Below are 15361 nucleotides of genomic sequence, written 5' to 3' on the forward strand. Positions count from 1 at the left end.
CTCGGGCGGCTCCGATGTGACCGTTCACATGGCGTTGCCCATGTTAGCCACAAGCGCGTTCGGGATGTCAACTCGGTGCGATCACGGATCGGTAACGCGAGCGGAACGCGAGCGGAACGTGGCCGGAACGTGGGCGGACTCGGGGCGTGCGCCGGCAGGTGAGCGGCGGCGAGCTAGAACGCGGGCGCGCCGGTGGATCCGCGCACGATGAGCTCCGGCACGATCGTGATCGGTGCCGGGGGCTCGGCCCCGGCATCCCCGCCACCGCCGGCGGTGCCGGCGCTCTCACCCGTCGCGCCCAGCAGCAGCGAGACGCAGCGGCGCCCGAGCTCGGCGAAGTCCTGTCGCACGGTCGTGAGCGGCGGCCAGAAGTGCGCCGCCTCCGGGATGTCGTCGAAGCCGACGATCGACACGTCCCGCGGGATCTCGAGCCCGGCGTCGCGGATCGCGTGCATGAGCCCGAGCGCCATCTGGTCGTTCGAGGCGAAGATCGCGGTGAAGTCGCGTACCGTCAGCAGCTCGCGGCCCGCGTGGTAGCCGAAGTCGGCCGTCCAGTCGCCGAGGATCGGCGCGGTCGTCGGCACGTCCTGCGCGCTCATCTCCTCGAGGAATCCGCGCATGCGCGCCTCAGCCTCGATCCAGTCCTGCGGGCCGGTGAGGTGGTAGATGTTGCGGTGGCCGAGCTCGATGAGGTGCCGGGTCGCGAGCCGGGCGCCGGCGATCTGGTCGACCGAGAGCGCGTGATCGGGGTCCCGGCCGGTGGACTGCAGCGTCACGTACGGCACATCGATCGAGAGCTGGGCGAGCGTGTCGAACACCCGCACCTGCGGCGCGATGACGACGAGCCCTTCGATGCCCTGGGCCGCGAGATGGGCGGCGCCGTCGGCGATGGACGCCTCGTCGGTGGCCTCGATGTTCGCCGTGCTCACCCAGTAGCCCGCCTCGCGCGCGGCCGATTCGATGGCGGCGATGCTCGAGGCCGGCCCGTACTGGGTGCTGGTGAGCGAGGACGACAGGATGCCGATCGTCCGTGAGCGGCTCGTGACGAGCGCGCGGGCCGCCCGGTTCGGCTTGTACTGCAGCTCGGCCATGACGTCGAGCACGCGCTGCTTGGTCTCGGGCCGGATGCTCGGGTGGTGGTTCAGCACGCGCGAGACGGTCTGGTGCGAGACGCCGGCGAGGCGCGCGACATCCCGGATGCTGGGGGCCCGGCCCCGCTGCGGCTCTGCTGTCACGGCGACCTCGTTCGGGAAGCGGCATGTGCACGGTCACACGCGCCAGGCACCAGTATGCCCCAGTCCCTGGGCGGCATGTGACGGTCACACATGTGACGGTCACATGACCGGGATGCCCCACGCCCGTCCCCCCGAGTCACCGGCAGGCGCCCTCCGGAGGGACAATGGGCCGGTGTCCGACTACATGAGGAACCTGCCGCTCAGCTGGAAGGAGCGCCGCGACGAGTCCGACGTGCATTCCGACTGGCGCGCCGAGCTCGCCGGCGTCCTCGCCCAGGCCGAGGCGATCACCGCCGCCGCAGCGCCCGCCTCGGATGCGGCCGAAGCCCTCGCCGCCGGGCTGCACGCGCTCGGCGCAGAGGCGGCCGCCCGCCGCAAGGTGCCCGTGCGCCTGCTCACCCGAGCGGTGCTCGATCTGCTCGCGCTCGCGCGGGAGGCATCCGTCGACGTCGCGCTCGCGCCGCGTACGGGCGGCGCCGTCGCGCTCTACCTCGCGGCGAAGGCGCCGACCGAGATCAAGGCCGTCACCCGCGGCCACACCTTGCGGGCCACCGACGCCGACTGGGAGTTCGGCACCGGGCCCGTGCTCGAGGCGCCCGCCGTCGAGTTCATCGAGTTCCTGGCGGGCCGCAGTCTTACGCCGCCTCGACCGCCGGCCGCACCCGAGGGGCCAGCAGCACCGCCGCGAGGGCGATGACCACGGTCACGGCGAACTCCGTCGTGTAGCCGCCCGCGGCGAGGACGCTGGCCACGAGCGCGGTGATCGCGATCGACGTCGAGGCGCCGAGCGACTCCCCGATCGTGAGCGCGGCCGAGTTGAACCCCTGCGCCTGCTGCGGCGAGAGCTCCAGCACGGCCACCGAGAACCGCGGGTACATGAATCCCATGCCGGCTCCGGCGAGGGTCCACGCGGCGAACGCGAGCGCGGGATGCCAGTGCAGCACCGCCACCGCGAGCACCACCGCGAGCGCGACCACGAGCGCCGCGCTGCCGATGCGCACCGCCGCGGTGTTGGAGACCCGGTCGATGAGCCGGCCCTGCAGCCATGAGGCGAACGCCCAGCTGATGCCCGCACCCGTGAGCACGGCGCCCGCGAGGCTCGGCGACATCCCGTACTCCTCGCGGAACATGGCCGGCAGATACACCTCGGTGGCGAAGAACGCCGCCGCGACGACGGCGCGCACGAGCACCGTGGCCGGCATGCCGCGACGGCCGACGAGGGTGCCTGCGGGCAGCAGCGGGCGCACCGCGACGACGATGAGCGCGATCGCCCCGATCGCGACGACCGCGCGCCACGGGTCGGGGAACTCCTTCGCGAGCCCCAGCGCGAGCGCTGCGACCGCCGCGAGCGCCGACCACGCGAGCCGGCTCCCGCTCCACGGCACCGACGGGTCGCCGGCGAGGCGATCACGCGCTCGGACGAGCGGCGGCACGACCATCGCGGCGACCGGCAGCACGAGCACGATGACGCCGAGGAACACCCAGTGCCAGCTCGTCGCCTCCGCGATGAGCCCCGCGAGCGCGGGCCCCACGATCGAGGGGATCACCCACGCCGCGGCGAAGCCGGCGAACACCTTGGCCCGCAGCCGCTCGGGGTAGACCCGGGCGACGATGACATAGAGCGGCACGGTGACGGCGGCCCCGCCGAGGCCGTGCACGAAGCGACCGACGACGAGCATCTCCATCGTGACCGCGGTGCCGGCGATGAGGACGCCGACGAGCCACACGCCGGCGGAGGCGACGAGCGGCGCGAAGGGTCCGCTGCGGTCGGCCCAGTTGCCGGCGATGACCATGCCGACGACGCCGGAGGCCAGCGGCATCGCGAAGGCGACGGCGAACAGCGACCAGCCGTCGAGGTCGTCGGCCACGAGCGGCATCACCGTCGTCACGGCGAGCGATTCGAACGCCGCCAGGAAGATGAGGGCGAACATGCCCAGGCTGAGCCAGCGATGCGGCGAGGAGAACACCCCCGCAGCGACCTCGGTGCGCGACTGGACGGGCGGGCTGGAGGGAGCTTCGGTCACCCGCTCGACCCTAGGACTTCAAGGACGCTCGAAGTCAAGCCGCCTCACATCTCCTCGTGCGTCTCGGGGTCGCCGCCCCAGAGGCGGCCTCGTTCGAGTGCGGAGATCGCCTCGACCTCCTCGGGCTGCAGGCCGAAGCCGAAGACGTCGAGGTTCGCCTTGCGCCGCTCGGGGTCGGCGGACTTCGGGATCGGGATCGCCTCGAGCTCGACGTGCCAGCGGAGCACGATCTGGGCGGGCGTCACACCGTACCGCGCCGCGAGCTCGGTGATGACCGGCTCGCCGAGCAGCTCGCTGCGCTTGGCCAGCGGGCTCCAGCTCTCGGTGCGGATGCCGTGCTCGTCATGGAAGGCGCGCAACGCCGCCTGCGGGAAGTACGGGTGCAGCTCGACCTGGTTCACCACCGGCATGAGCCCCGTCTCGCGCTCGAGCCGTTCGAGCATCCCCTCGGTGAAGTTCGAGACGCCGATCGAGCGCACGAGGCCCTTCTCGCGGAGCGTGATCATGGCGCGCCAGGTCTCGACATACTTGTCGACGCTGGGATTCGGCCAGTGGATGAGGTAGAGGTCGACCCACTCGAGCCCCAGCCGCCTGCGCGACTCCTCGAAGCTCGCGAGCGCCTCGTCGTAGCCGTGCTGACGCCCGGGCAGCTTCGTGGTGATCACGAGATCGCTGCGGTCGACCGGGGTGCGGGCGATCGCCTCGCCCACGACGTCCTCGTTGCCGTAGTTGTAGGCGGTGTCGAGGAGCCGGTAGCCGTCGTCGATCGCCGAGAGGATCGCCTCGACCCCCGGCTGCTCGTTCAGGCCGTAGGTGCCGAGGCCGAGGGCGGGGATCCGGTTTCCGTCACGAAGCGCATACTCGGGAACGGTCATTGCTCCATCCTCACGCACACGGGCGGCGGATGCCACCGCGCCCGCCGGCCGCCCACAGGGTTATCGCCGGGTCGGGGCCCGTCCCGAGGCCCCGACCCGGCGCGCCGGCGCGCGGGTCAGCCCGCGGCGGCCGGCACCTCGGCGAACGCCCGGACCGGGAACGTGCCGAAGTCTTCGACGCGCGGCGGCACCGCGGTGAACCGGGCGCCGCGCGGTGGCAGCCGGTCGAGCGCCGTCAGGTGCTCGACCACGTGGACGCCCGCCTCGAGCAGGATCGAGTGCGCCGGCCGCTGCCCGCCCGACTCCACGTCGTCGATGTTCAGGGAGTCGATGCCGACGAGGACCGCACCCGCGGCCACGAGGTGCCTGGCGCCGGCCTCCGTCAAGAACGGCGCCCCGTCGGCATAAGCCGGGGTGCCGAACCGGCTGCTCCACCCCGTGTGCAGCAGCACCGCGGCGCCCGCGAGGTCGCGGTCGTAGAAGACCTCGGCCGGGATGCCCCGCCCCGTGGCATCCGTCAGATGGAACACCTCGGCCGGGAGCCCGACGAGGGTCTCGAGGCGGAGCGAGGCGAGGTCGCCGCCGTCGGCGTACCGGTGGTAGGGGCTGTCGAGGTAGGTGCCGGTGTTGCCGATCATCGTGATGACGTCCATCGCGAACTCGGTGCCCGGGGCGTACTTCTCGCGCGAGGCCTCGCGCGTGAGGTGCGGGGTGATCGTGGGCGCGGGCAGGCCGGGATACGTCACGAGGCCCGCGCGGATGGGGTGGCTGAGGTCGACGAACTCGATGCGGCGGGCGGCCTCCCCCTCGCCCGACCGGGCGTCGGCCGAGACGCCGCGAGAGCCCTTGTGCGCCTCCTCGACGATCTCGAGGTTCGTGAGCGTCACGGTGCCGACCATGGCGAGGCCGAGATGGCGCACCAGCAGCTCGCCGATCTCGCGCTCCGAGAGCCCGTGCCCGGGCAGGTCGAGGCGGAATCCCTCGGTCTGCAGGCCGCCGCCGTTCACGAAGGCGATGTCGGCGTCGAAGACGGCGCGGTAGTCGGTCACTGCGAGGCTCCAGTCGAGACGGCGGACGCGCGGCGCGCCCTGAGCTTGCGGACGACGGTGACGACCACCGCCGCGAAGGCGAGGAGGGCGGGCACCAGCAGGTTGCCGCCGGCGAGCACGAGCAGCCCGAGCGTGAACACCGTCGCCACGACCGCGAGCCACCATCCCACCGACCAGCGCCGCAGCAGGAGCGTGGCCGCCAGCATCCCGGCCGCGTAGATCGCGACCATGTTCGAGGTGTGGATGAGGATGAACGGGGTGAGGTCGAAGCCGTTCAGGAATCCGAAGAGGAAGTAGACGGCCATGAGCGCGCCCGTGAGCGCGAGCGCCCGCCGCGGCACCTCGCCGTCGGCCGCACCCTTCGCGAAGAAGCGCGGCAGGTCGCCGTCGCGTCCGAGCGCGGCACCGAGCTTGCCGAAGGCGGGCAGATAGGCGTTCAGCACGCCCGTGGTGACGATGGCCGCGACGATCGCGACGACGACCGGGCCGACGCCCGGCGCCGTCTCTCGCACGAGGTCGAGCAGCGGCACCTGGCCCTCGCCGGCCCGCTCGCCGAGGACCCCCACGGTCACGATCTGCAGCGCCAGGTAGCCGACCCCCACCACGACGACCGCGATCGCGGTCGCGATCGGGATGGTGCGGCGCGGATTGCGGAACTCGCCGGCGATATGGGTGCCGACCTCCCACCCGGCGAACGCCCAGACGAACAGGCTGATCGCCGTGCCGACGCCCGCCCACCCGTTCGGCAGGAAGGGCTGGAAATTGGAGGCCTCGACCGACGGCACGGTGACCGCCACGACCCCGATGACGACGGCCAGGAGCAGGCCGGTGAGCACGAACTGGATCCAGCCGGCCACGCGCACACCGAACCAGTTGGCGACGCACGGCAGGACGAAGATGATCAGGCCGATGAAGGGCGCGACCGCGCGGTCGACGCCGAGGATCGCCGTGACGTACTCACCGCCGAGGATCGCGACCACGGGCGCGCCCACGCACACCCCGAAGAAGAACCAGTAGCCGGTCATGCGCGCCGCCGTGCCGCCGAGCGCCCGCCGCACGTAGCTCGCGACGCCGCCCGCGTCGGGGTATCGGGCGGCGAGCGCCGCGAACGTGCCGGCCAGCGGGATCGAGAGCACCAGCACGGCCGCCACGGCCACGATCGACGCCGGCCCGGCCGCTGCGGCGGCGAGACCCGGAAGGGCGAGGATGCCCGTGCCGAGCACGCTCGCGATGTAGAGCGCCGTGCCCTGGCCGAGGCCGAGCGTGCCGTGGTGGCCGGAGGGGGCAGATGCCGCGCCGGGCGCTGAGGCGCTCGGTCCGGGATCGTGGAGCTGCGTGGTCACCCGCTCAGTCTGGAGCATCCCGCCGATGCGTGTCGCTGGCAGGCGCGACACCGTTCGTCAACAACCTGCCAACGCGCGCGGCGGCGCTCGTCACCGCAGGTCGCGACGAAGCGGCACGGCCACCGCGGCCACGGCCGCCGCGGCCGCGTACGCGAGCAGCAGCAGCGCTCCCCCAGCCGCCGAGAGGTGCTGCGGGGCGAGCAGCATCGGCACTTCAGCGGCGACGGCCTCGCCGAGGAAGGTCGAGGCGAGGAGCGCGGCAGTGGCCCCGCCCGGAAGCACGGCGTACACGGCATTGACGCCCGGCACCAGCATGAGCAGCGGCTCGAGGAAGTAGAACACGCCGAGGACGATGCCGATGGCGACGAGCTGATGGCGGGCCAGCGCCCCGATCGCCACGCCGATCGCGGTGTACACGGCGGCGGCGAGCGCGAGGCGCACGAGGAGCGCACCGAGCTCGGCGGGCGTGACGCCGAGGGGCACGCCGCGGACGGCCGCCGCGCCGGCGAGCGCCAGCCCGGCCGACGCGGCCGTCACCGCCCCGTACGCGAGACCCACGAGCGAGTACACGCCGAGCTTGGCCACGAGCACCCGCGCTCGGCGCGGTGCGACGAGGAACGTGGTGCCGATGGTGCGGTGCCGGTACTCGCTCGTGACCGCGACCGTGCCGATGAGGGCAGGGAGGAAGAGCAGCATGGCGTTGATCCCGAGCACGAGGGCGACGCCGTCGGCCGTGTCGATGCCGGGCATCGGCGGGGTCGCGTGCTCGGGGCCGACGAGCGCGAGGAGCCCGGTGATGGATGCCCCGGCCGCCACCGCGACGACCGCGGTCCAGACGGGCAGCCGGGTGGCGGCGAGACGCACGAGCTCGCCGTGCAGCAGGCGGCTCATGCGCTCGCCTCCGTCGCCGTGAGCGCGAAGAACACGGTCTCGAGATCGCCGCCGAGCTCGAGCAGCTCGGTGCGCGTGCCGTGCCAGCGGATGCTCCCGCGATCGATGAGCACGACGTCGTCGACGAGCTGCTGCAGCTCGGTGAGCACGTGGCTCGAGATGAGGACGGTGCCGCCGTCGTCGGCGAACCCGCGCAGGAACGAGCGCATCCAGACAATGCCGGCGGGGTCGAGACCGTTCGACGGCTCGTCGAGGACGAGGACGTCGGGGTCGCCGAGGAGGGCCGTCGCGAGGGCGAGGCGCTGCCGCATGCCGGTGGAGTACCCGCGGATGCGACGGTCGGCGAAGTCGGCGAGTGCGGTGAGCGCGATCACCTCGGCGACTCGCTCGCGCGGGTGTCCGCCGAGGGTGGCGTAGGTGCGGAGATGCCCGCGCGCGGTCATGGCCGGGTTCGCGGAGGCCAGGTCGACCACCGCGCCGACGGTGCCGGAGGGGTCGGGAAGGTCGCGGTAGCGCGTGCCGCCGAAGCGGGCGTCGCCGCCGTCGGATGCCACGAGCCCGAGCAGCATCCGCAGGGTCGTGGACTTGCCGGCGCCGTTCGCGCCGACGAAGCCCGTGATGCGGCCGGCCGGCGCGGTGAACGAGACGCCGGCGACTGCTTCGACCTCGCCGAACCGCTTGGCGAGCCGATCGACGGCCACTCCGACGGGCCGCCTCGCGGCCGGCATGGTGGGTGCGCTCATGGGATGCTCCTCTTCCGCCGGTAGGATCGAACCGACGTTGAGAATGTTATCACGATGAGAATGGTGGCCAGGATGCCTCCCACGCCGAACCTCGCCGACCTCGTCATGCACCCCGTGCGCCTGCGGATCATCCAGCAGCTCGGCGGACGCGACCGCACGACGGCCGAGCTGCGCGCCGCGCTGCCCGACGTCTCCCAGGCCACGCTCTACCGGCACGTCGCGGCCCTCGTCGACGCCGGGGTCATCGCCGTCGCCGACGAGCGACGCGTCCGCGGCGCGGTGGAGCGCACGCTGACGCTCGGCTCACGCATGGCCCACGTCGACGCGCCGGAGCTGCGCGGCATGGAGGCCGAGGATCTCCGCCGGTCCTTCCTCACCTTCCTCGCCCACCTCGGCGAGGACTTCGACCGCTTCGCAGCCGCCGACGATGCCGACTCGCTCCGCGACTCGCTCGGCTTCGGGCAGGTGCCGCTCTACGCCACGCAGGCCGACCTGGCGGACATCCAGAGCGGGCTCGGCGCGCTGCTCCAGCCGTATCTCACGCCGGGTCGCGCCGACGCCCGACGGGTGCTGTTCTCCACCGTCCTGCTGCCGGATGCGGACGCCGAGTCCGGCGCGCCGCGGCCCGCGGCGCCCGGGATCGGCTGACCGCGCCGGCCCGCGCCCGCTACAGCGCGCCCGCTACAGACGCGCCCGTTACAGCCGCGCGAGCGCCTGGTCGATATCGGCCAGCAGGTCCGCGGCATCCTCGATGCCCACCGAGAGCCGCACGATCGACTCGGGCACCTCGGCCTCCGTGCCGCGCACCGACGCATGCGTCATCGACCACGGGTGATTCACCAGCGACTCGACGCCGCCGAGCGACTCCGCGAGCTGGAACAGCTCCGTCGACTCCGCGAACCGGCGGGCGGCCTCCCCGCCGCCGGCGAGCTCGATCGACAGCATGCCGCCGAAGCCCGACATCTGGCGGGCGGCGAGCTCGTGCCCCGGGTGCGACTCGAGCCCGGGATAGAACACCCGGGCGATGCCGTCGTGCGCGGCGAGCCGCTCGGCGATCGCGAGCGCATTCTGGCTGTGCCGCTGCATCCGCACCCCGAGCGTCTTGATGCCGCGCGACGTGAGGAACGCATCGAACGGGCCCGACACGGCGCCCGCCGCGAACTGCGTGAACGCCACGCGCTCCGCGAGCTCCTCCTGCCCGGCCGCGAACACGAGCGCGCCGCCGACCACGTCGGAGTGACCGCCCAGGTACTTCGTCGTGGAATGCGCGACGACGTCGGCGCCGAGCGCGAGCGGCTGCTGCAGCGCCGGGCTCGCGAACGTGTTGTCGACCACGGTGAGCACCCCGGCCTCCTGGCCGAGCTCGGCGAGCGCGGCGATGTCGGAGATCTTCATCAGCGGGTTCGACGGCGTCTCGACCCACAGCACCTTCGTCTCGCCGAGCTCGATGGCGGCGCGTACCGCATCCAGGTCGCTCGTGTCGACCGTCGAGTGCCGGACGCCCCACTCGCCGAAGACCCGCCGGATGAGCCGGTGCGTGCCGCCGTAGACGTCGTCGCCGATCACGACGTGGTCGCCGGGCCTGAGCACCGTGCGCAGCAGCGCGTCCTCCGCCGCGAGGCCCGATGCGAACGACAGCCCGCGGACGCCGCCCTCGAGCGCCGCGAGCTGCGTCTCGAGCGCCGTGCGCGTCGGGTTGCCGCCGCGGGAGTACTCGTAGCCGCCGCGGAGGCCGCCGATGCCGTCCTGCACGTAGGTGGAGGTCTGGTAGATGGGCGGGATCACCGCGCCGGTGGTGGGGTCGAACTGCTGGCCGGCGTGGATGGCGCGGGTGTCGAAGCGTGCGTCGTCGTGCATGAGCGGTGCCTTAGTGGGAGAGGTAGGTGAGCAGGTCGGTGCGCGTGATGACGCCGAGCGCCTTGCCGCCGTCGGTCACGAGGAGCGCCGGCGCATCGGTGAACGCCGCCCTCGCCGTCGCGACGGGCTCCGTCACGCCGACGAGCGGCAGGGATGCCCCGATCACCGCCTCGACCGTGTCGGTCAGCTTCACGTCGCCGGTGAAGACCCGATCGAGCAGGTCGGCCTCGTGCAGCGCGCCGAGCACCTCGCCGAGCACCACGGGCGGCTCGGCCGAGAGCACCACGAGCTGGGAGACGCCGGCCTGCCCCATCCGGTCGATCGCCTCCCGGACCGTGTCGCCCGGGTGGACGTAGACGAGCGGCGCCGTGCGATCGGCCTTCGCCTCGAGCAGGTCGGCGATGGTGTGCCCCTCGGGCGCGTTGCCGAAGCCGTACGCGCGCATCCACTTGTCGTTGAAGATCTTGCCGAGGTACCCGCGGCCGCCGTCGGGCAGCAGCACCACGAACACGTCGTCGGCGGTGACCTCGGGGCGGGACGCCGCCTCGAGCGCGGCGACGACGGCCATGCCGCTCGAGCCGCCGACGAGGATGCCCTCCTCGCGCGCGAGCCGGCGCGTCATGCGGAACGCGTCGGCGTCGCTCACGGCGATGATCTCGTGCGGCACCTCGGGGTCGTACGCGCTCGGCCAGAAGTCCTCGCCGACGCCCTCGATGAAGTACGGCCGGCCGGTTCCGCCCGAGTAGACGGAGCCTTCGGGGTCGGCGCCGATGATGCGCACCCGGTCGTCGCTGACCTCGCGCAGGTAGCGCCCGGTGCCCGTGATGGTGCCGCCCGTGCCGACGCCGGCGACGAAGTGGGTCACCTCGCCCTCGGTGTCGCGCCAGATCTCGGGACCGGTCGTCTCGTAATGCGAGCGGGGGCCGTTGGGGTTGGCGTACTGGTTGGGCTTGAACGCGCCGGGGATCTCACGGGCCAGCCGGTCGGAGACGCCGTAGTACGACTCGGGGCTGTCGGGGGCGACCGCGGTGGGCGTCACCACGACCTCCGCACCGTAGGCGGTGAGCACGTTGCGCTTGTCCTCGCCGACCTTGTCGGGGCAGACGAAGATGCACCGGTACCCGCGCTGCTGCGCGACGAGCGCGAGCCCCACGCCGGTGTTGCCCGAGGTGGGCTCGACGATGGTGCCGCCGGGCTTCAGCTTGCCCTCCGCCTCGGCGGCGTCGATGATCCTGGCCGCGATGCGGTCCTTCGACGAGCCGCCCGGGTTCAGGTACTCGAGCTTGACGAGCACGGTCGCCTTCGTCACCCCGTCGGTGACCCGGTTCAGCTTGACGAGCGGGGTGTCGCCCACGAGGTCGACGATGGTCTCTGCGTACTTCATAGCCGTGTGTTCACGTCCCTGGTTGTGCCTCTGGTGGAGTGCGTCGGACCGCGAGCGAGTGCTGCGCGCGACGCGTCGGAAGGGGTCGCCTGATCAGCGACGACAACACAGCAGCAACGGAGCGCTCACGGCACCCACCTTATCGGGCGGACCCCGCGGCCGGGGAAGGGCGCCTCGCCGACCCCTTGGGCGGGAACAGCGTCTCGGACTCCTCGAGGGACATCCCGTTCGTCTCCGGCACCTTCCAGAACACGAACACGAACGACAGCGCCGCGAACGCCGCGTACAGGCCGTACGTGAACAGCAGCGAGACGTCGCTCAGCAGCGGGAAGGTGACGGTGACGATGAAGTTCGCGATCCACTGCGCCGCCGCTGCCAGCCCGAGCGCGCGGCCGCGGATGCGGTTCGGGAAGATCTCGCCGAGCAGCACCCAGACGAGGGGGCCCCACGAGAAGCCGAAGAAGACGACGAACAGGTTCGCCGCGACGAGCGCGACCGGCCCCCACGCCCCCGGCAGGCTCACCGCGCCGTCGACCTCGACCGAGTTCGCGAACGCGACGGCCATCGTCGCGAGGCTCACGGTCATGCCCGCCGAGCCGATGAGCAGCAGCGGACGACGGCCGACGCGGTCGACGAGCGCGATCGCGATGAAGGTGACGACGATGTTCGTCACCGAGGTGATGACGCTGATCGTGAGCGAGTCCGACTCGTCGAACCCGACCGCCTTCCACAGCGTCGTCGAGTAGTAGAAGATCACGTTGATGCCGACGAACTGCTGGAACACCGACAGCAGGATGCCGATCCAGACGATGCCCTTGAGGCCGAGCACCGGCCCGCGGAGCGCGCCCTTGGACTTCGCGGCCTCGGCGTCGGCCTCCATCGAGGTGCGGATCTCGCGCACGGCGCGGTCGACCTCGGTCGGCTGGATCTGACCGAGCACCCGGCGGGCATCGTCCTCCTTGCCGACCTTCATGAGGTACCGCGGCGACTCGGGCAGCAGCAGCGCGATGACGCCGTAGACGACGGCCGGGACGGCGCCGGCGAGGAACATCCAGCGCCATGCCTCCAGGCCGAACCAGAACGGCTCGGATGCCCCGCCCGCGACGTTCGCGAAGATCGCGTCGGAGAGCAGGGCGGCGAAGATGCCGAAGACGATGGCGAGCTGCTGCAGCGACGCCAGCCGCCCGCGCGCGCGGCGGGGCGAGATCTCGGCGATGTACGCGGGCGCCACCACCGAGGCGATGCCGATGCCGAGTCCGCCGACGAGCCGCCAGACGATGAGGTCCCAGACCGCGAACGCGTAGCCCGAGCCGATCGCCGAGACCAGGAAGAGCACGGCACCGATGACCATGACGGGGATGCGCCCGAACCGGTCGGCGAGCCGGCCCGCGAGCTCGGCGCCCGCCGCGCAGCCGAGCAGGGCGCTCGCCACCGCGAGGCCCGTGAGCCCGGCGGAGAGGTCGAACTGCTGCTCGATGGCATCGACCGCGCCGTTCACGACCGACGAGTCGAAGCCGAACAGGAAGCCGCCGACCGCGCCCGCGACGGCGAGCCAGATCACCCGCGCGTTCAGTCCGCTCCCGCGGCCCGCGAGATCGACCGGCTCTGCTGCGGCATCCTGCTGCGCGTCCTCATGCGATACGGCCATCCCATCCCCCTTCGACCTGGCGAGCCTACCGTCATGCCGAGGGGGTGCGGCCGATCGCCCGGGGTCAGCGCCGCCTGCGCGCACCGGAGACTACATGCCCGATACTCACGTCCGCCCGCGCTCGCCCGTGCGGACGGCCACGGGTCGTCGTGCCCATCTGATCGCGACTCCGGCGACCACGAGCAGCCCGGCGGCGATCAGCATGCCTGCCGGTGCGGTTCCGGTCGCTGGCAATGTCGACACACCGCCGGGCGACGGGCTCGCCGACGGCGTCGGCGGTTCCGTCTGGATGACATCGCACGCGACCGTGTTCGTCAGCTCCACCTCGGTCACCGGCCCGGCGATCGCCGCGGTGAACGGCAGGTCGGCATCGATTCGCTCACCGTCGAGGGCGGTGACCCTGGAGGCGACCAGCGAACACCCGTCCAACTCCAGCGCCGTCGTCTCGTCGACCGTGACGGTCTCGCCGCGACCGTAGCCGTCCCGGCCGACGCCGAACGGCTGCGGCGACGGCGACGCGCCGTCTGGCCCCGAGAGGGTCGCGGCGGCCTCGAGCCCCTGAGGCTGCTCGCCGTGCTCATACGAGCGCCCGTCGATGACCCAGCGCTTCGCCACGACGACCTCGCCCGTGAACGGCGGTCGGTTGTACAGGGTGCAGCTGACGGCAGCCTCGGGTGCGAAGGGCACCGTGAACGATGCGGCTCCGGTATTGGTCGCCTCGACCGCGTCACCGGTGCGCAGATCGGTGCAGAGCGCGTTCGCTCCCGACTGCGTCACGAGCGTCCACCCGTCGTGCTGAGTCTCTGCGACCGTGATCGTCGCGGGGTCGCCGACCGCGCTGAACTGCACCTCGAACGAGACAGCACCAGTGCCGTCATCGGACGTCGTCGCGTTCGGCGGCTGCACGCCGACGCCTGGGGCGGTGCTCGACGCGGCGAACTCCCACCCCGCTCCAGCAGGCACGGCACCGGTGACGTCCTCACCCTGGTTGCCCTCGGGTACGAGCTGTTTCACGATCGACAACGAGCCGCCGCAGCTCGTGAGGGCCAGCTGGCGCAGCGTGTCACCGGCGCCCTCGAACGTCGGGATCTGGAAGTAGTCCGCCGTTGCGACGTTCGTGCCGTCGTAGGCCGTCGGCCCGGAGATCGCGGCGAGGTTGAGCGAGGTCAGGCCGGAGACGCCGGCCCCGATGCCGAACGACACGACCCTCGTGCCCTCGCGCTTCAGCAGGTTGGCCGAGAACACCGCTTCCTCCACATCGGTGAAGTGGGTGTTCGACCCGTCGCCGTGGAGCGCGTCGATCCCGAACCTGGTCGGATTGCCGTCGGTGAGCACGACCGCCGCGTCGTAGTCGGCGTCTGCTTCCGCGACCCGGTAGAGCGCCTGATCCCAGTTCGTCCCGCTCCCGAGGTTCCAGTCGGCGTATTGCGCTTTGAACGCGTCGGCGCTCGCCGTGGTCGAGACCGACGAGAGCTCCGGGTGATTCTCGTAGACCACCCCGGTGCTCCGATCGATGCTCGGGGACGTTGCGGAGAACCCGAAGACGGACATCCGCGTGGGCGTGCCGACGAACGCATCGACCAGTTGGTCCGCCGCACCGATGAGCACCGGGAGGTTGCTACCGACCGAGGACGACAGGTCCAGCACCAGCGCGATATCCAGTCCGCACGTGTCGGGCAGCAGCGGGTTGATGCGCGACTGCTGCCAGGTCCCGTTGGAGCGGGTGGGAAGCGAGTTGGAGCTCGAGCGCATGAAGTCCGACAGCGAGGAGTACGTGGAACCGGCCACGAGCGTCGGGGTCTGGAACGTGTAGGGACTCGCGACCGATCCCGACCCGCTCCCTGGGCCTGTGCGGAGCGTCGGATTCGCGAACCAGCCGGTCGGCACCCCGATCTGCCGCACCCACGGCTGCGCGCCGAGCAGCCCCGAGGCCGCCTCCACGACGAAGCTGCAGTCCCCCTCGGAGTCGGAGGTGCAGGTCAGCACCGGGTCTCCAGCGTCCACAGTTGCGAAGAGGCCGAGTTCGACGCCCGCCAGCGGCGAGACGCTTCCATCCGTCCCGGCACGGTCGGCGCCGGTCTTCACCACGACGACGGCCGTGGTGTCGGTGGGCGGGGGGACGGCAGCACGTGCTGACGCAGCCGCGGGTGTCGGGGACATCATCGAGACGACCGCGATCACGAGCCCGGCACCCATCAGGCCGGAACTGCCGAGACGTCGTAGTCCGCGCATCATGATGCCCCCTCCGCATGCGACCCCTCCACGCTAACCGGTTCAGTAGCGCACCACATCTGCGGAGCTCATCGCAGCGC

The 15361-nt window shown here is 72.1% G+C and carries 13 protein-coding genes; 2 read left to right on the forward strand and 11 right to left on the reverse strand.

Features of this window, described 5'->3' with window-relative positions; translation table 11 throughout:
- Positions 1-173 precede the first annotated feature (173 nt).
- A complete protein-coding gene (locus tag ABIQ69_RS14125) occupies positions 174-1235 on the reverse strand; it encodes a LacI family DNA-binding transcriptional regulator (protein ID WP_350347765.1) in 1062 nt (353 codons plus the stop codon).
- A 172-nt stretch (positions 1236-1407) separates the two neighbouring features.
- Between ABIQ69_RS14125 and ABIQ69_RS14130 the strand changes: the two genes are divergently transcribed.
- Positions 1408-1932: a hypothetical protein gene (locus ABIQ69_RS14130; RefSeq protein WP_350347766.1), complete on the forward strand. Its 525-nt coding sequence runs from the start codon at positions 1408-1410 to the stop codon at positions 1930-1932.
- Here the strand turns inward: ABIQ69_RS14130 and ABIQ69_RS14135 are convergent.
- The 6 genes from ABIQ69_RS14135 to ABIQ69_RS14160 all read right to left on the reverse strand — a co-directional run bounded on the left by ABIQ69_RS14135 (position 1871) and on the right by ABIQ69_RS14160 (position 8160).
- The gene (locus tag ABIQ69_RS14135; RefSeq protein ID WP_350347767.1) at positions 1871-3259 is read right to left on the reverse strand and encodes an MFS transporter; all 1389 of its coding nucleotides are present in this window, start codon (positions 3257-3259) and stop codon (positions 1871-1873) included. The genes ABIQ69_RS14130 and ABIQ69_RS14135 overlap by 62 nt on opposite strands.
- Positions 3260-3303: 44 nt before the next feature.
- Positions 3304-4134 carry an aldo/keto reductase gene (locus ABIQ69_RS14140; protein ID WP_350347768.1) on the reverse strand — a complete coding sequence of 277 codons (831 nt, stop codon included), beginning with the start codon at positions 4132-4134 and terminating at the stop codon, positions 3304-3306.
- Positions 4135-4250: 116 nt separating this feature from the next.
- Positions 4251-5183: a cyclase family protein gene (locus tag ABIQ69_RS14145; protein WP_350347769.1), complete on the reverse strand. Its 933-nt coding sequence runs from the start codon at positions 5181-5183 to the stop codon at positions 4251-4253.
- Positions 5180-6526: an amino acid permease gene (locus ABIQ69_RS14150; RefSeq protein ID WP_350347770.1), complete on the reverse strand. Its 1347-nt coding sequence runs from the start codon at positions 6524-6526 to the stop codon at positions 5180-5182. Before ABIQ69_RS14150 ends, ABIQ69_RS14145 begins: the two co-directional genes overlap by 4 nt.
- 90 nt (positions 6527-6616) lie before the next feature.
- The gene (locus ABIQ69_RS14155; protein WP_350347771.1) at positions 6617-7417 is read right to left on the reverse strand and encodes an ABC transporter permease; all 801 of its coding nucleotides are present in this window, start codon (positions 7415-7417) and stop codon (positions 6617-6619) included.
- Positions 7414-8160, reverse strand: coding sequence for an ATP-binding cassette domain-containing protein (locus tag ABIQ69_RS14160; protein WP_350347772.1), 747 nt, complete (start codon positions 8158-8160; stop codon positions 7414-7416). The genes ABIQ69_RS14155 and ABIQ69_RS14160 overlap by 4 nt, the downstream gene beginning before the upstream one ends.
- Before the next feature lie 72 nt (positions 8161-8232).
- Between ABIQ69_RS14160 and ABIQ69_RS14165 the strand changes: the two genes are divergently transcribed.
- Positions 8233-8808 carry a helix-turn-helix domain-containing protein gene (locus ABIQ69_RS14165; protein ID WP_350347773.1) on the forward strand — a complete coding sequence of 192 codons (576 nt, stop codon included), beginning with the start codon at positions 8233-8235 and terminating at the stop codon, positions 8806-8808.
- A gap of 48 nt (positions 8809-8856) precedes the next feature.
- On the opposite strand, the gene ABIQ69_RS14170 is transcribed toward ABIQ69_RS14165, so the two are convergent.
- From ABIQ69_RS14170 to ABIQ69_RS14185, 4 genes are all read right to left on the reverse strand, one after another.
- A complete protein-coding gene (locus ABIQ69_RS14170) occupies positions 8857-10017 on the reverse strand; it encodes a cystathionine gamma-synthase (protein ID WP_350347774.1) in 1161 nt (386 codons plus the stop codon).
- Positions 10018-10027: 10 nt separating this feature from the next.
- The gene (locus tag ABIQ69_RS14175) at positions 10028-11401 is read right to left on the reverse strand and encodes a cystathionine beta-synthase (RefSeq protein ID WP_350347775.1); all 1374 of its coding nucleotides are present in this window, start codon (positions 11399-11401) and stop codon (positions 10028-10030) included.
- Positions 11402-11540: 139 nt separating this feature from the next.
- Positions 11541-13049: a sugar porter family MFS transporter gene (locus tag ABIQ69_RS14180; RefSeq protein ID WP_350347776.1), complete on the reverse strand. Its 1509-nt coding sequence runs from the start codon at positions 13047-13049 to the stop codon at positions 11541-11543.
- A 105-nt stretch (positions 13050-13154) separates the two neighbouring features.
- On the reverse strand, positions 13155-15284 hold the full coding sequence (locus ABIQ69_RS14185) for a vWA domain-containing protein (protein WP_350347777.1): 2130 nt from the start codon (positions 15282-15284) through the stop codon (positions 13155-13157).
- Between the last annotated feature and the right edge of the window lie 77 nt (positions 15285-15361).

Origin of the sequence: Agromyces sp. G08B096 (assembly GCF_040267705.1) — a bacterium.
In the GTDB taxonomy this organism is placed as follows: domain Bacteria; phylum Actinomycetota; class Actinomycetes; order Actinomycetales; family Microbacteriaceae; genus Agromyces.

Coding starts and splice junctions, on each gene's coding strand:
- ABIQ69_RS14140 (WP_350347768.1), bottom strand. CDS start 4,134: ATGACCGTTCCCGAGTATGCGCTTCGTGACGGAAACCGGATCCCCGCC.
- ABIQ69_RS14155 (WP_350347771.1), bottom strand. CDS start 7,417: ATGAGCCGCCTGCTGCACGGCGAGCTCGTGCGTCTCGCCGCCACCCGG.
- ABIQ69_RS14160 (WP_350347772.1), bottom strand. CDS start 8,160: ATGAGCGCACCCACCATGCCGGCCGCGAGGCGGCCCGTCGGAGTGGCC.
- ABIQ69_RS14165 (WP_350347773.1), top strand. CDS start 8,233: ATGCCTCCCACGCCGAACCTCGCCGACCTCGTCATGCACCCCGTGCGC.
- ABIQ69_RS14170 (WP_350347774.1), bottom strand. CDS start 10,017: ATGCACGACGACGCACGCTTCGACACCCGCGCCATCCACGCCGGCCAG.
- ABIQ69_RS14175 (WP_350347775.1), bottom strand. CDS start 11,401: ATGAAGTACGCAGAGACCATCGTCGACCTCGTGGGCGACACCCCGCTC.
- ABIQ69_RS14180 (WP_350347776.1), bottom strand. CDS start 13,049: ATGGCCGTATCGCATGAGGACGCGCAGCAGGATGCCGCAGCAGAGCCG.
- ABIQ69_RS14185 (WP_350347777.1), bottom strand. CDS start 15,284: ATGATGCGCGGACTACGACGTCTCGGCAGTTCCGGCCTGATGGGTGCC.